The organism is Acidobacteriota bacterium (assembly GCA_004299485.1).
Taxonomy (GTDB): Bacteria; Acidobacteriota; Terriglobia; order Terriglobales; family SCQP01; genus SCQP01.
Genome location: SCQP01000007.1, coordinates 265112 through 279973 on the forward strand (window position 1 = coordinate 265112; position 14862 = coordinate 279973).

At 63.1% G+C, this 14862-nt stretch carries 12 protein-coding genes and 1 tRNA gene; all 13 read left to right on the forward strand.

The window, feature by feature from the left end:
* Nucleotides 1–9: 9 nt before the first annotated feature.
* The 13 genes from EPN33_06500 to EPN33_06560 all read left to right on the forward strand — a co-directional run bounded on the left by EPN33_06500 (nucleotide 10) and on the right by EPN33_06560 (nucleotide 14651).
* The gene (locus tag EPN33_06500; protein TAN23131.1) at nucleotides 10–1275 is read left to right on the forward strand and encodes a glycosyltransferase; all 1266 of its coding nucleotides are present in this window, start codon (nucleotides 10–12) and stop codon (nucleotides 1273–1275) included.
* Nucleotides 1215–2423 (forward strand): glycosyltransferase, encoded by a 1209-nt coding sequence (locus tag EPN33_06505; GenBank protein ID TAN23132.1) that lies wholly within the window; start codon nucleotides 1215–1217, stop codon nucleotides 2421–2423. Before EPN33_06500 ends, EPN33_06505 begins: the two co-directional genes overlap by 61 nt.
* An 8-nt stretch (nucleotides 2424–2431) precedes the next feature.
* Nucleotides 2432–3631, forward strand: coding sequence for a hypothetical protein (locus EPN33_06510; protein TAN23133.1), 1200 nt, complete (start codon nucleotides 2432–2434; stop codon nucleotides 3629–3631).
* Between the two features lie 152 nt (nucleotides 3632–3783).
* Nucleotides 3784–5040, forward strand: a complete 1257-nt coding sequence (locus EPN33_06515) for a hypothetical protein (protein TAN23134.1) — start codon at nucleotides 3784–3786, stop codon at nucleotides 5038–5040.
* Nucleotides 5037–6365 (forward strand): O-antigen ligase family protein, encoded by a 1329-nt coding sequence (locus tag EPN33_06520; GenBank protein ID TAN23135.1) that lies wholly within the window; start codon nucleotides 5037–5039, stop codon nucleotides 6363–6365. The genes EPN33_06515 and EPN33_06520 overlap by 4 nt, the downstream gene beginning before the upstream one ends.
* A 19-nt stretch (nucleotides 6366–6384) precedes the next feature.
* Nucleotides 6385–7719, forward strand: coding sequence for a glycosyltransferase family 4 protein (locus EPN33_06525; GenBank protein TAN23136.1), 1335 nt, complete (start codon nucleotides 6385–6387; stop codon nucleotides 7717–7719).
* A gap of 2 nt (nucleotides 7720–7721) precedes the next feature.
* Complete coding sequence (gene asnB, locus EPN33_06530; protein TAN23137.1) at nucleotides 7722–9650, forward strand: asparagine synthase (glutamine-hydrolyzing); 1929 nt, start codon at nucleotides 7722–7724, stop codon at nucleotides 9648–9650.
* On the forward strand, nucleotides 9521–11059 hold the full coding sequence (locus EPN33_06535; GenBank protein ID TAN23138.1) for a virulence factor MviN: 1539 nt from the start codon (nucleotides 9521–9523) through the stop codon (nucleotides 11057–11059). The genes asnB and EPN33_06535 overlap by 130 nt, the downstream gene beginning before the upstream one ends.
* A gap of 43 nt (nucleotides 11060–11102) precedes the next feature.
* Nucleotides 11103–11876, forward strand: coding sequence for a methyltransferase (locus EPN33_06540; protein ID TAN23139.1), 774 nt, complete (start codon nucleotides 11103–11105; stop codon nucleotides 11874–11876).
* Nucleotides 11876–12580, forward strand: coding sequence for a class I SAM-dependent methyltransferase (locus EPN33_06545; protein ID TAN23140.1), 705 nt, complete (start codon nucleotides 11876–11878; stop codon nucleotides 12578–12580). Before EPN33_06540 ends, EPN33_06545 begins: the two co-directional genes overlap by 1 nt.
* A gap of 34 nt (nucleotides 12581–12614) precedes the next feature.
* The gene (rfaD, locus tag EPN33_06550) at nucleotides 12615–13595 is read left to right on the forward strand and encodes an ADP-glyceromanno-heptose 6-epimerase (protein ID TAN23141.1); all 981 of its coding nucleotides are present in this window, start codon (nucleotides 12615–12617) and stop codon (nucleotides 13593–13595) included.
* A complete protein-coding gene (locus EPN33_06555; GenBank protein TAN23142.1) occupies nucleotides 13588–14544 on the forward strand; it encodes a D-glycero-beta-D-manno-heptose-7-phosphate kinase in 957 nt (318 codons plus the stop codon). Before rfaD ends, EPN33_06555 begins: the two co-directional genes overlap by 8 nt.
* Before the next feature lie 30 nt (nucleotides 14545–14574).
* Nucleotides 14575–14651, forward strand: a tRNA-Met gene (locus EPN33_06560).
* The last annotated feature ends 211 nt before the right edge of the window (nucleotides 14652–14862 follow it).

The following is a 14862-nucleotide window of genomic DNA, read 5'->3' on the forward strand; positions in this document are numbered from 1 at the left end:
GTGAGGCGGATGCGGATGCGTGCAGCAGCGCCCGTTGTGGCTCGCCACTTTTTGCCCGGGTCGCTCCCGTTGATCGCTTGGAGTGCGGGCTTCGATTCCCGGCCGGGTGCGCCCGCTGGCGCTCCGGGCTCCTCCAAGCTGCCGCCAGCGATTTCCGTGAGCATGGCAATGGCGCGTGAAGAGCGGCGGCGGCTGGTGTTGCTCATCGACTGCCTGCGGATCGGCGGTGCGGAGCGGCAGTTGATCACGTTAGCCCAAAGCCTGGGCGCGAAGGGCTTTGAGGTGATCGTCATCACTTATCGCGACGTGCCTGCGGATGTGGCTACGTTTTGCGTACCCCCAGGCGTCCAGCATGTCCACGTGCCGGGGCGAGGCTGGAACCGGAAATTGCTGCGACGTCTGCGGGCCTTGCAACCGGCATGGATTTGCGGCGGTCTGCCGCGGGCGAATCTGCGCCTGGTACTCTACCGACCCTGGCTGGGCACAACTCGGCTGATCATGTGCTTCCGCAGTTGCTGCCGGCCGCGGCAGGCCCCCTCGCTGCGCCGCCGGATCATGTTGCGGGCCGAGCCCGTTTTTCTTCGCTGGGCGGATGGGGTCATCGCCAATAGCCAGGCTGGCCGCGACCTGCTGGCCTGCGCCTCTCATGGACGGATCCAGGCCAGGGTAGTGCCCAATGGAATTGACACGGAGCGATTCCGGCCAGATGCAGATGGGGGACGGCGCTTCCGGCAGGAGCACGGCATTCGCGACGACGTCGCTCTGATCGGAATCGTGGCGCGCCTGCACTACGCCAAGCATCATGAGCTGTTTCTGCTGGCAGCCGCGCAAATGCCTGCCGCCGTGCAGTTTGCCTGCATTGGCGGTGGCCCCGTGGATTATATCCGCGAACTGCAAACAATGGCGCAGGGGCTGGGGCTCGGCGCACGGGTCCTGTTTACCGGCGACACCGCAGATATGGGCGCCGCCTACAACGCCTTGAGCCTGTGTACCCTGTGCTCGCGTTTTGAAGGCCTGCCCAATGCATTAGCGGAGGCAATGGCCTGCGGCGTTCCCTGTGTGGGCACTGAGGTGGGCGACACCGCCGCGCTATTGGGCGAAACCGGAGTCACCGTGCCGCCGGATGATGCGGCGGCACTGGCGAAGGCCTGGGGAACGGTTCTGAGCTGGGATCGCGCTCGGGCCGGACAGCGGGCGCGCCAGCGGATCCTTGATTGCTACAGTACGGCGGCACTGGCACAGCGGACGGCGGCGGTTCTGGAGGCGATACGGTAGCGCCAACGCCAGCCGGGGTGCATTTGCCGAAGGTTGGCGCGCAGCGTGGGCCGCGGCGACGGCTCGTGCTGTTGATTGGCAGCCTATGGGTAGGAGGCGCGGAGCGCCAACTCGTCACGCTCGCGCAGCATCTGGATCAGAGCAAGTTTGAGGTCATTCTCGTGACCTACCGTGCTGTGCCTCCGGGCATGGCTCAGTTTCCTGCACCGGCAGGGGTGCGGCACGTGCAAGCTCCCAGCAGCCGCAGAAATGTGCTGGCGCTGGCCTTGGTTTTACGACGCCTGCAAGCGACGTGGATCTACTCGTTTCTGCCGGGGGCCAATCTCCGGCTGTTGCTCTGCCGACCACTTTTGGGCGGCGTGCATCTCGTCTGTGGCATGCGCAGCACGCTCGCGCCGGAGCAGCTTTCGTCGCAGCGCGAGCGCGTTTTGCTGCGGTTCGAGTGGGGCCTCCAACGTTGGGCCGACGCGGTCGTCTCCAATAGCGAGGCTGGCCGCCGACTGCTGCTACGCGCAACGCAGGGTAAAGTGAAGGCGCGGGTGGTGTACAACGGCATCGATACCGAGCGCTTTCGGCCAAACGCGGCGGCCGGACTGCGGGTGCGGCAACAATGGGGCATTCCCGCCGGGGCTGCAGTGGTCGGCATCATCTCCCGGCTGGATCCGGTGAAAAACCACACGCTGTTCCTGCAGGCGGCGGCCCAGATGCCGCCCGATGTCCATTTCCTTTGCGTGGGCGGCGGTAAGGCGGATTATGCGCAGGCACTCCGCGCCCAGGCGCAGAGACTGGGGCTGGGATTGCGGATGCATTTTGTGGGTGAGCGTACTGACCTGGAGGCTCTCTACAGCAGCCTGAACCTTTGCACGCTCAGCTCGGATTCGGAAGGGTTCCCGAACAGCCTGGGCGAGGCTATGGCCTGTGAGGTGCCTTGCGTGGGAACTGACGTCGGCGATACGACTTACCTGGTCGGCGATACTGGCATGGTCGTTCCCGCGGGCGATGCGGCGGGGCTGGCAGCGGCCTGGCAGGCGGTACTAGGATGGGAGCCAGCGGTGGCCGGGGCGCGTTGCCGGCAGAGGATTCTCAATGAGTTTGGAGCAGGTACGGCAGCGTTGCAGACGGCTGCGGTTTTGGAGGCGCTGCTGTAGCGGGTGACATGCCGCACACTTTGAACCAGTCCGCCTGGCTGGAAGCAGCACTGCTGGTTGGGTTCTGCATTTTTTTAACCCGCAAATATTTGCCCACGGCAGTTGCGGTGCTCGTGGTCCTGATCCGTTTTGCGATTCCCATTGCCTATTTCCAGTACTACTTCCGCGGCGCCTGGATCGGTATCGACGCGAACACATACGCGAATGGGGGCGCTAAGCTGCTCACTTCCGGGTACAACGTCTTCACCGTGCTGTTCACCGCAAGCGGCTTCCGCTTTGCCCAGGTCGTCGCCGGAGATAGGATCAAGATTGGACCATTTCTTTGGAACTTGCTCTGGTTCAGCTTGTTCGGCATCCGGATCTGCGTGCCTGTACTGGCCAACGTCGCTGCAACGCTTGTGGCGGGCTTTTTTCTATACCGGATCGTGATCCTCTGTGGCGGACGCCCGTTCTACGCCAAAGTCATGGCCGCGGCCATGCTGCTGCACCCCATGATGATTTGTTACAGCTCGTTCGCTGACCTTAAAGATTCTCTTGTTCTCTGCCTGCTGCTCATGATGTTGTATTATTTGCTGCTGCTGGCGCGGCGATTCAGTCTCCGATCGATTCTTTGGCTGGCGGTGATCAGCCTCGTGCTCACCAGTGTGCGCTACTACGCCGCCCTGCCCGTGGTGGTGGCCTTCGGGTTGTGGCTCACTATTTCCGAGCAGAAACTTCAGAAGATATGGCTGGTGCCGGTCGCCGTCGTCGGCGCGGCGGCGGTCGCGCGACTCATTCATCTCAGCGCGCGCAGCAGCGAGGTTTTGCGGGACTTGCAGCCGCAACAGATCCTCTACGGTATCGGGCATTTTTTGCTGACCCCGCGACCCTGGGAGCTGGGTAGGAACGTCGGGTTCCTTTATCCCGCGATGGTGCTCCATTGGATAGGACTGCCGTTTGCCGTGCTGGGCGCGGTAGCCTTGTGGCGCAGCTCCCGCACCGCACGTTTGTTGCTGGTTTATGCGGTCGAGCTCACGATTCTGTACGCACTGAGTGCCAATGCGCTGGGCCAGTACCGGGAGCGCTATCAATTCTATTTCGTGTTCGTGTGGGCGCAAGCCCATGGCGTCTGGCTGCTCTGGCGCCTGCTGCGCAAATTGCCGCTCCGGGGCCGGCCAAAGGTCTCCCCGGCCGCCACCCACGCGATCGCAGACCAGGTGGCGCTATGAGCGTCCATGGCCGGCGAGCGCATCCCCATTCGCCACAGCATCGGAGCGCCCGGCTGGTGGGGGAGCCCTGGCGGGCACGATCGCAGCGCGCCACCGGCGCGGGAAGGTGGCTTGCGTTGGCGGTGTGCGTGCCGGTGCTGGCTATAAGCCTCATGCTGAGCTGGATGGCGGTGCGCACGATGGTGGCCGCGCATTATAGCGCAGCGGTCAATAACGATGCCATGCCGGCGGAGGCCATGCTGTGGCATTTGCGGGACGCGATTGCCATGCGGCCGGACATCGCCAGCAGTTGGCGTCAGCAGGCCGATTTGGAGTTGGATTTCAATCCGGAGGCTGCCCTGGCGAGCGCCCGCAGAGCCACCGAACTGGACGGTTATGATTGGCAGAACTGGCGGAGTCTGGGAATGGCGGAGTATCGCCTTGGCGAGCTACCCGCGGCGCGAAGGGCGCTGGAGCACGCCGCACAGGACAGCCAGGGATTTGCAGCACATTACGAACTGGCCAATTTTCATCTCCTGCTGGGCGACGAGGCAGGCTTCTGGGCGGAAATGAAACATGCTCTGGCGATTGCGCCCGCCAGTCAGGCGCCGATCGCTGTTGCCGCCTGCCTGCGCGCCAGCGGGAACGATCCGCAACCGCTGCTGGCCATTCTCCCCCGTCAGCGGCCCCAGTTAACGTTGGCCATCGCCGGCGTGCTCCTCGATGACAGCGCGCTCGCCGCAGCCGAACAGGTGTGGGATCGACTGACGTGCCCGGAACGGTTGTTTCCGAATTGCCGCAGCGGCCTGGAGGCAATCCTGGGCGTGGTCAGCCGCCCGCCTGCGCGGCGGGCCGGGGAGGTACAGGCCGCGAACCACGATCGTGGTGGGCGTGCGGCCTTCGCGCTGAGGGCGTGGAATACTGCCGTCCGGCAGGGATATCTCCGCCAGGAACGGGCGCAGGCCGGCAGGGTCAGCGACAGCCAATTTCAACACTCATGGCCGGGGTTCGGCTTTGGCTGGACGGCATCGGCCGCAGTAAAACTGTTGCTCATCTCCAACGTGATGCCAAACCCCGTGGTATCGGTACGGCTCGGGGGAATGGAACCCGACCAGGGATGGCTGTTTGAACAGTTGATCGCCCTGGCGCCCGGGCAGCACTATCGGGTGCAGATGCACAGCCGCTGGCTGGGCGCAAGCGATGCGCAGGGCATTTATCTCGCCTTCCGCGGCCTGGACGGGCGGGTACTGTCCCAGGCGCCCGTGGCGCTGATGCCAGGCTGGGCGACGACGCTACTGGACTTCACGCCTCCTCCGGGCACACGTTTGTTTTACGTTGCTTGCCGCTATCAAAGACCGCTGGGCCAGGTGCCGCTGCGCGGCGAGTTGCAGACGGCGGAGGTGTCCATGCGGGCGGAGGCAACCCCATGAGGAGCATGGACACAGTGATCCCTCTGGCACGCTGGCGCTGGCGGGCCACGGCCGGTGCGGCCATCATCGTTGCGCTGGCCATTGCCGGCCTTGGGGGCGTGCATGCCTGGGCCTGGGCGCCGCTCCTGGTTGTGGCCTGCGGCGGCGTGTCGGTGCTGCTGATCGCCTGCGCCTGGCGCGGGATGCCGTTGCCGTGGAGTTGGATGCTGGTACCCGCATTGGCATTTTTTGCGATGGCGGTTTGGCAATGGCTGGGTCATGCGACGGTGGCGCCAGCGCTGACGCTGACGGGTATCCTGCAGCTCGCCTTGCCCGGCGCCGTATTCTACCTCGCCTTGTTTGGCGCCCAGTCGCGGCGGAGCAGCCGCTGGGCCGCCCGCTTCGTCTGGGCCGCAACCGGCGTGCTGGCGGGCGAAGCCATCTTTCAGTATTTTACCGCGAGCGGATACATTTACTGGTTCCGTGATGCCACCTACGGCACGCCGGTTGGGCCTTTTGTTTATCACAACCACTTTGCCGGCTGTATGTTACTGCTGTTACCGGTCGCGGTAGTGGTTGCGTTCCGTCGCGACCGGTCTGGCGACGCGCCCTGGGTGGGCTGGATACGGCGCGGTCTGGTGCCCGCGCTGGGCGCGGCCGCACTGGTGATTTCGCAATCCCGCGGCGGGGTGCTGGCGGCACTGGGGGAAGGAGGAATTGGCCTGCTGGTTTTATGGCGGCCGTGGCGGGCGCAAAAGCGCCGGCTTTTTGCCGGCACGGTGGGGGTGGCCTTGCTGTTCGCCTTTGTCTATATGGCGAACCTGCAGCCGCTGTGGAACCGGTTCGCTCAGCTCGCCCATCACGATCCCAGCGCCACGGAGCGTGTGCGGATGGCCCAAAGTAGCTGGGATATTTTTCGCGATCACCCCTGGACCGGCACGGGGTGGGAGACGTTTGCCGCCATTTATCCGCGTTATGCCCGATTCGATAGCGGCTTACAAGTCGATCACGCCCATGATGAATACCTGCAAACCCTCTCGGAGATGGGCGTGATGGGGGCCGTGCTGGTGCTGGCATTTCTGGCCCTGTACCTGTACGGCACCTGGCAGCGCTGGAGAGCGCTCGCGGGCTACGATCGCACGATCTGTCTCGCGGCCTGCGTCGGGACCTTGGGGTTTCTGGCGCAGAGCGCAGTCGATTTTGAATTCCACGCACCGGCCAATGCGATTCTGTTTTTCATCTGCTGCGCCCTCGCAGCCGCGCCGATAAAGGCAAGTCAGGATCCCGACCGAACGGGCACATCACGCAGTGATTTCGAGGCAAGCCGGCCCATCGCCCTGGGCTGACGCGCACAGCAGTTCATCCATGATGCAGAGTTCAAGACGAGGAGATAGTCTCATCGGGAACCGTAGCGCCCCGTCAGCCTGCGACAACACTTGCCGTGAGCCGGGATCGCCCGCGGGCGCCGGATCGCGGGTGCTCCTGTTGGTGATTGCTTCCCTGCGCCCCGGAGGAGCGGAACGCGTTATCTCCATATTGGCCAGCGCTTGGGCGGAGCGCGGCGACGAAGTCCATCTGGCCACCATGGAAAAACCGGATGCCAAGCCGTTCTACGCTCTGCACGAGCGGGTGCAATTACATCGTCTGGACTGCGAGGCGGAGTCGACAACGACATGGCAGGGCTTGCGGCAGAACTTCCGGCGCTGCCGGCGTTTGCGACAACTTGCCAAGTCCATGCGACCCGACAGTTTGATCGTTTTTGGAGATGTAACGAACGTGATCGCACTGTTTGCAACTCGAGGACTTGGCGTACCCGTACTCATTTCCGAACGCGTCGATCCCTCACAGTACCGGATTCCGCCAATCTGGGAGCGATTGCGGCGCATCAGTTACCGATGGGCAACCGAAGTGATATTCCAGACCGCGTCGGCTGCGCGCGGTTTAAGCGTTACGTTGTCCCGCCCACCGCGAATCATTGCCAACCCCGTCCTGCCCCCAACTAGTGTCCGGAGTCAGAGGAAAGTTGTGAATCTTCGGGACGGAGCGTGCGACTTTTCTTGGGGACAAGTCGCATGCGACAGGTCTGAGGGTTGCGATGCATTTCTGACTCAGGACACTAGCGCGGCGCCGGAGATCCCACCCGCGCGACGTCTGGTGGTCGCCATGGGGCGGCTGACCAGCGAAAAGGGGTTTGACTTACTTCTCGAGGCGTTTGCGCAACTTCCGCGTGCAGCGCAGGGCTGGAAGTTGGCAATATTTGGCGAAGGCCGGGACCGTGCGGCGCTGGAGGCGCAGCGGGAACGGCTTGGCTTGGGCGATCGAGTTTCGTTGCCGGGGCTGTGCGCAGATAGCTCGCAGGTGATGAGAATGGCCGACATATTTGTCCTCAGCTCCCGGTTCGAAGGCTTCCCCAATGTGCTGTGCGAGGCCATGGCCGCAGGGGTCGCCTGTATTGCATGCAACTGCCGCAGCGGCCCAGCCGATATCGTCGTGGATGGCCTCAGTGGCATACTCATCCCACCCGAGAATCCAGCGGCGATGGCGCAAGCCCTGTGGGCGTTAATGGAGGATCGGGAACGCCGGGCTCGCTTGGGCGACGCCGCCCGGAAGTTGGCGGAACGGTTCTCGCTGAGCCGGATATTGGCGCTGTGGGATCAGGTTTTGCCAGCCGGTGCATCTCGTATGGGCCATAATCGTTAGCTATGTGCGGCATTACAGGATATTGGGATTATCGCAATCGCGACTCTGCCGCGGCCATGAGCGCGCTGGTGCGCTCGATGAGCTCCCGACTGGCGCACCGGGGCCCCGATGGGGAGGGGGACTGGGTCGATGCAACAGCAGGTGTAGCGCTCGGCCATCGGCGGCTTGCACTTCTGGACTTATCCGATGCCGGCAAGCAGCCGATGATTTCCGCTTCCGGACGGTTCGTGTTGGTTTTGAACGGCGAAATTTACAATTTCGCTGAATTGCGGGCAGAATTAGAATCGCAGTGCCAATTTCGGGGCCATTCCGATACCGAGGTGCTGCTGGCAGCGGTAGAAACGTGGGGGCTCGAGCAGGCTCTGAAGCGCAGCGTGGGAATGTTCGCCATCGCCGTGTGGGATCGGCAGGAGCGCGCGCTGACGCTGGCACGCGACCGCCTGGGAGAAAAGCCTCTCTATTACGCTCAGCAGGAGGGCGTGCTGTTTTTTGGCTCGGAACTGAAAGCGTTTTCCGCTCATCCGCGCTGGCGCCCGCGCATTGACCAGCGCTGGCTGCGCGAATACCTTCGCTACGGTTACATTCCGTGGCCGGGCAGCATTTTCCAGGACTGCCAGAAGCTTCCGCCAGGCACGTTCTTGCGGGTTCAGGACATTGGAAGCCTTCCCGCGCCGGAGCCGTACTGGAGTCTGGATCGCGTGGTTGCCGAGACGCCGATCCGCTCCTTCCTCGACCCAGAAGAGGCGGTGGACGAGCTGGAGCTGCGATTACGCAACGCGATTGCGGGCCAGATGGTGGCGGACGTGCCCGTTGGCGCGTTCCTGTCAGGCGGCATCGATTCGTCCACGATCGTGGCGCTGATGCAAGCCCAAAGCTCGCGGCGCGTGCGTACGTTCACGATCGGGTTTCATGAGCGCGGGTTCAACGAGGCTGAGGCCGCGCACGCGGTCGCCACACATCTCGGCACGGACCACACCGAACTTTACTTAACAGCACAAGATTGTTTTGACCTTATTCCGCGCCTTCCCACGCTGTACGATGAGCCGTTTGCCGATTCGTCCCAGATTCCGACGGCGCTGGTTTCCGCTTTGGCTCGTCAACAGGTGACCGCGTGCCTGTCCGGGGATGGGGGCGATGAATTATTGGGAGGGTATTCCAGCTACGACCGCAGGGAGTTCATCTGGAGTTTGGTGCGTTACTTTCCTCCTGCGCTGCGCCGGAGCGCCGGGCGTCTGGTGACGCTGGCAGCGCGCGGCGTTCATGGCTTCTCCCCGCGCTACGAAGGCGGCCGGCTGGCAGCATTTCTGGATGCACGCTCGGCAGTGGAGCGCCACCAGGCGACCCTCTCCCAGTTTTTACAGCCGGACCTGGTACTTGTGGATCCACCGTCAGTCCCGGAACTGCTGCGCGAACCGCCCCCGCGAAAGCTGGATCTGGTTGAAACGCTCATGTACCTGGACACGTTGACGTATCTGCCCGACGACATTCTCGTGAAGGTGGATCGCGCGGCGATGGCGACGTCCCTGGAGACGCGCGTTCCGCTGCTGGATCACCGGGTGGTGGAATTCGTCTGGAGCCTGCCCTATGCGTTGAAGCGCCAGAAGGGGAAAAGCAAATGGCTGTTGCGGGAGGTGCTGAACCGCTACGTGCCTGCAAGTCTCGTTGATCGCCCGAAAATGGGATTTGGCGTGCCTGTGGGCGAATGGATTCGAGGCCCGTTGCGCGTTTGGGCGGAGGACTTGCTGGCCGAGGACAGAATACGCCAGCAGGGGATCCTGCGCCCGGAAGCAGTGCAGGCGCTTTGGCAGAAGCATTTGGCGGGCGCCGATTGCAGCGCTCAGCTCTGGATCGTTCTCATGTTCCAAGCCTGGCTGCAAGCGCAACACATGCCCATCGGCTTGGACGCAGCGCTCGCGGTCGCGAGCCGATGACCCCTAGCCCGCCTTCGCCCGTGGCCGCGCGTCCCGAGCCACGGCCCCGCGTGCTGCAACGTTTAGGTTGGCGCGGGCGGGACCGGTCGATCAATCAAAAGATATTTTGGGCGGCGGCCATCACCGCCAGCCTGTCGATCTGCACCAAACTGTTTGCGATTGGACGAGAATCGCTGGTGGCCCGCCAATTCGGCCGCTCCGACGCACTGGATGCGTTTCTGATCGCGCTGATGCTGCCGGAATTCCTGGCCAGCCTAATTGCGGGTTCATTCGGCAGCGCTTTTATCCCCAGTTTCATTGCCGCGCGCAATGACCAGCCCCGGCAGGCACGAACACAACTGCTTTCGAGCGTGGTGACCGCCAGCCTGCTACTGCTATTGGTTTGCAGCTTACTTGTATGCGCCGCGGCTTCCTACTATCTCCCTTGGCTAGCTAGCGGTTTTTCGGCAGCCAAGCTGGTGGTGACGCGCCACCTGCTGTATTCCCTCGCGCCGTACTTGATCTTTGGCGGTCTGGCTGTCATTTATATTGCGATTCTGAACTCCGAGGAATCGTTTGCTCTGCCGGCCGCCAGCGCCATCCTGCCCCCGTTGCTCGCCATTCTCCTCTTGCTTACATGCGCCCGACCGCTGGGCATTTACGTGCTGAGTATCGGCTTCGCCGGAGGATCACTCCTCCAGTGCCTGATCCTGGGGCCAGCGGTACGCCGTCGCTACCCAGGGTTTCGATTCGGCTGGCACGGGGCCGATCGCTACCTGCGCCAGATTGGGAGCCAATACACCCCGATGCTGGCCGGAGCATTTTTAATGGGCTGCACCACCCTTGTCGACCAGGTACTGGCCGCCACGCTGCCGGCGGGTAGCGTAGCGGCCCTCGCCTATGCCAATCGGATCATCCTCGCGGTCCTGGCTTTAGGCTCGGTCAGTATCAGCTCGGCCATGCTGCCGTATTTTTCCCAGCAGATTGCATCCTGCGACTGGAAAGGCTGCCGCCACACGCTATACACCTACGCGAAATGGACGATGGCGGCTTCTCTGCTTCTCACCGCCGCACTAATCATTTTTTCTGAGCCCCTAGTACGTTTGCTTTACCAGCGCGGCGCATTCAAACCTGCCGACGCCGTGCTGGTTTCGCACCTTTTCATCGCCTTGGCTCTGCAGATCCCTTTCTACGTGGTCGGCATCCTGTTTGTGCGGTTGCTCTCGGCCCTGCAAGGCAATGGCTTTCTGCTCTGGGGCGCGGTGATCGCGCTCCCGGTTGATGTCGCCCTGGATTTGTTCTTCATGCATTTCTGGGGTATAGTCGGGATTGCTCTGGCGACAAGCTGCATGTACTTGGCCACCACTGCTGCCGCGGCTCTGTTTACTCCAATTTTGTTCCGGCGCCGGATGCGGGAGGTGCGGCGGTGAAAACCCCTCAGCCGCTATAACCGCGGGCGCAAAAAAGAAAGACATGAAAACCGTCACACTCGCACGCACACTCTGGCGCATGAGTTTTGCCGCTGGGCCACAGCGCGAGGAGGCCAGGTACAAACTGGCAGCAGCCATCGCCAATCGCATCTCTCCGGGCGCGGTCCTCACGGAAGCGCTTAAATCGTGGCCCGACGATGAACGGTTCTGGCGGTGGTACCGGAGGGCCGAACCACAGGGATTGCGCAGTGCCGACCGCAAGTTTTTGCTAAGAGAGCTGCTGCAGCTCGTGGACGGGTACCCGGGCGATACTGCTGAATGCGGGGTCTACCAGGGGACCTCATCGTGGCTCATCTGCGATCATTTCCGGGGCAGTGGGAAAACGCATTTTGGATTCGATTCGTTTGCCGGGCTCTCGCAACCCGGCGCCAGCGACGGCCAATACTGGGAGGGCGGCAATTTGAGCGTGGGCGAGGAACACGCGCGCCAGGTTCTGGCGGGCATGCCGGCGGTCCTATACCGGGGGTGGATCCCCGAACGTTTTAGGGAGGTCGAGGAACGGAGATTCTGCTTCGTCCACCTGGACGTGGACCTATACCAGCCGACGCTGGACTCGCTGCAGTTTTTCTATCCCCGCACTGTGCCGGGAGGATTGATCGTGTGCGACGACTATGGGTTTAAGAGTTGCCCGGGGGCGCGGAGGGCCTTTGATGGGTTCATGGCGGACAAACCGGAGCGCGTTGTCCATGTGCCGACCGGGCAAGGCTTTGTCGTACGCCGCAGTGCGCCCGCGGCCAGCGGGGGCATGGGGGACTAATGGAGAAGCTCGAAAACCAGGACAACATATGGCGGTACTTCCAGGGCGAGGGGAAGGGTTCGTTCGACGGGTCGTGCGCGAGACACGATTTTCTCGTATGCCAGGTTGGGCGCTGGGTTCGGCCGCCGGCCGCCATTCTTAACATCGGAGCGGGGAATGGCTATCTCGAGACCGCGCTCCAACGCCGCGGGTTTGACAGCCACTCATTAGATCCCGACGACGAAACCGTAGCCCGACTGGCGGCGGCGGGCATCCACGCGCAGACGGGGAGGATTGAGGCCATTCCTTTTGAAAGCGCAACCTTTGCGGCCATTGTAGCCACGGAAGTTTTCGAGCATCTGAACGCGGAGCAGTGGCGGGCCGGCTTGCAGGAAATTTGGCGGGTCCTCCAGCCCGGCGGTGTCTTGCTGGGAACCGTGCCGTATTGTGAGCCGTTGACCGACAGCCTTGTGGTCTGTCCCGGCTGCGGGGCGCGTTTTCATCGCTGGGGCCACCAACAGACTTTTAGTGAAGCGAATTTCCATGAGGGCATGCGGTCGACTGGCCGGGCTTGGCAGCGCCAGCATTTAGAACCGCATTTTTTTTGGGCATGGGGACAACAGAATTGGAAGGGAAAAATCGCGGCGCTGGCAAAATCGGCCACCAACCTTGTCGGCGCCCACGGCAAAAACGAGAATCTGGTTTTTGTGTACCAAAAGCCGTAGCCAGGCCGCCTCACGACCGGGCGCAATGTGAGCCATGGATTGGGTGATAATCACCGGCGCGGCTGGATTTCTGGGTAGCGCTCTGGCCAGCGAACTGACGGCCAACGGCTGGCGAGTTGGCGCGGTGGATGTGCTGGGCGAGGACGCGCGCTGGCGCAATCTCGCCGACGTGGCGATTGCCGATTACTGGGATCGGGATGAATTCCTGCGCGTTCTGGCCAACGGCCAGCTTGCAACCTGGCCGCGCGCCATCGTCCACCTCGGGGCGTGCAGTTCCACGGTAGAAAAGGATGCTGGGTTCCTGATGCGCAATAATTTCGCCTACACCCGCGAGCTCGCGCGGTGGTGCCTGGAGCACGGGGTGCGTTTCATCTACGCTTCCAGTGCCGCAACCTACGGCGACGGCGCGCACGGGTACAGTGATGCCCTCCACCATCTCGCCCAGTTGCGGCCACGCAACGCCTACGCGTTTTCCAAACATGCATTTGATTTATGGGCATGGCAGCACGGCGCATTCGCAGGACCGGGGGCGATCACGGGCCTAAAGTATTTCAACGTATACGGGCCTAACGAATTTCACAAGGGCGAGATGCGCAGCATGGTGCTCAAAGCTTACGAGCAGATACGGGTGGCGGGCTCCGTGAAGTTGTTCAAATCCTACCAACCGGGAATCGGAGACGGCGAGCAGACGCGCGATTTTCTCTATGTGCAGGATGCGTCCCGCATCACTGCCTGGTTCGTGGAGCACGCGGCGGCAGCCGGCATCTTTAACGTGGGCAGCGGCGTCGCGCGGAGCTGGAACGATCTCGCGCGGGCAGTATTTGCAGCTCTGGGGCGCGAACCGCAACTCGATTACATCGAAATGCCGGAGAGCCTACGCGGCGCCTATCAGTACTACACCTGCGCCGATCTCACCCGGTTGCGCGCCGCCGGCTGCGCTCTCGTTGTGCACAGCCTGGAGGAAGGCGTGGCCAAATACGTCGAGGACCTGCGGGCCAGGGGCAGCGATGGCTAGCGTAGCACCGCTGGAAAGACATCTCCGCACGTTGCGCGGGCGGCGCGTGGCGGTGATCGGCGACGCCATGCTGGACGTATCGCTCTGGGGCGATGCTACGCGCATCTCGCCGGAAGCACCGGTGCCGGTGGTGCTGCTGGAGCGGCAAAGCTGGGCGCTGGGCGGGGCGGCGAATGTTGCGGCCAACATCACCGCGCTGGGCGGACAGGCGGTGCTGTTCGCGGCGGTGGGACGCGACGCCGCCGGCCGGCGACTGCGGAGTATGGCCGAAGGGGCGGGCATCGAGATCGGGGCCTTGCCGGTCGTGCCACATCGCCCCACGACAGTTAAGTACCGCGTTTTCGCCCGCAACAAGCAAGTGCTGCGCTGCGATTGTGAAACGAATGCCGTGGCGGCGCCGGCGGTTTCCCGCGCCCTGCTGGCTGGACTGAAAAAGGCAACGGCTGATGCCGTAGTCCTTTCCGATTACGCCAAAGGAATGATTACCCCCGTGCTCGTCAGGGGCGTCGCTACATTGTGTGCGGAGCGCGGGCTACCGTGGTGCGTGGATCCCAAGCTGCCCGCGCTGCGTTATCGCGGCGCGACGGTATTGAAGCCCAATCGCAGCGAGCTTGAGGCCTTGACGGGCCTGCCTACGGGTACCGACCGCGAGTTGCGGCGGGCGGCGGCGCGGCTGCTGCGCCGGCACGGCTGCGCGTATGTACTCGTCACACGGGGGGCGGAGGGCATGGCGCTGCTGGGCGCGGACGGGCGTGAGCGCTGGATTGACGGACGAGGCCAGGCGGTGGCAGATGTGACCGGGGCGGGCGACACGGTCAGCGCGGTAGTGGGGCTCGGTCTTGCCGCAGGATTGCCCCTGGCGGCAATTGCGGAGCTGGCCAATCGCGCCGGGGCCTACGTGGTTAGCCAGCCGGGCGTGGCCTTGGCTCGACCGGAAAATCTGGCTTAGACGCGCGGTTTGGTAAAATATCCAGATTCAGGCGGCGTAGCTCAGATGGTTAGAGCGAGGGTCTCATAATCCCTAGGCCAGTGGTTCGAGTCCACTCGCCGCCACCAATCCTGTCGGCGTGCGCCGCACGCCACGGGCAGGCCCCAACGGCTATTGCGAGCGACCCCCGAGTGCTCTAGAATTCCGCATAACGTGCGCTTGAGGTAGAACCCCATGGCGACTGAGACTTGGCAGCAGGAGATTGCGGACGGCAAACGCTATGGCTTTGGCCGTAACTGGCGCGGGTACCTGCGCCTCATCGATGCAGACCGCATTGCG

What these genes read in the sequence shown, in the direction of transcription:
- rfaD (TAN23141.1), top strand. Translation starts at nt 12,615, where the DNA reads ATGGATTGGGTGATAATCACCGGCGCGGCTGGATTTCTGGGTAGCGCT.
- EPN33_06555 (TAN23142.1), top strand. Translation starts at nt 13,588, where the DNA reads ATGGCTAGCGTAGCACCGCTGGAAAGACATCTCCGCACGTTGCGCGGG.
- asnB (TAN23137.1), top strand. Translation starts at nt 7,722, where the DNA reads ATGTGCGGCATTACAGGATATTGGGATTATCGCAATCGCGACTCTGCC.
- EPN33_06545 (TAN23140.1), top strand. Translation starts at nt 11,876, where the DNA reads ATGGAGAAGCTCGAAAACCAGGACAACATATGGCGGTACTTCCAGGGC.
- EPN33_06520 (TAN23135.1), top strand. Translation starts at nt 5,037, where the DNA reads ATGAGGAGCATGGACACAGTGATCCCTCTGGCACGCTGGCGCTGGCGG.
- EPN33_06540 (TAN23139.1), top strand. Translation starts at nt 11,103, where the DNA reads ATGAAAACCGTCACACTCGCACGCACACTCTGGCGCATGAGTTTTGCC.
- EPN33_06500 (TAN23131.1), top strand. Translation starts at nt 10, where the DNA reads ATGCGGATGCGTGCAGCAGCGCCCGTTGTGGCTCGCCACTTTTTGCCC.
- EPN33_06525 (TAN23136.1), top strand. Translation starts at nt 6,385, where the DNA reads ATGATGCAGAGTTCAAGACGAGGAGATAGTCTCATCGGGAACCGTAGC.
- EPN33_06515 (TAN23134.1), top strand. Translation starts at nt 3,784, where the DNA reads ATGCTGAGCTGGATGGCGGTGCGCACGATGGTGGCCGCGCATTATAGC.
- EPN33_06510 (TAN23133.1), top strand. Translation starts at nt 2,432, where the DNA reads ATGCCGCACACTTTGAACCAGTCCGCCTGGCTGGAAGCAGCACTGCTG.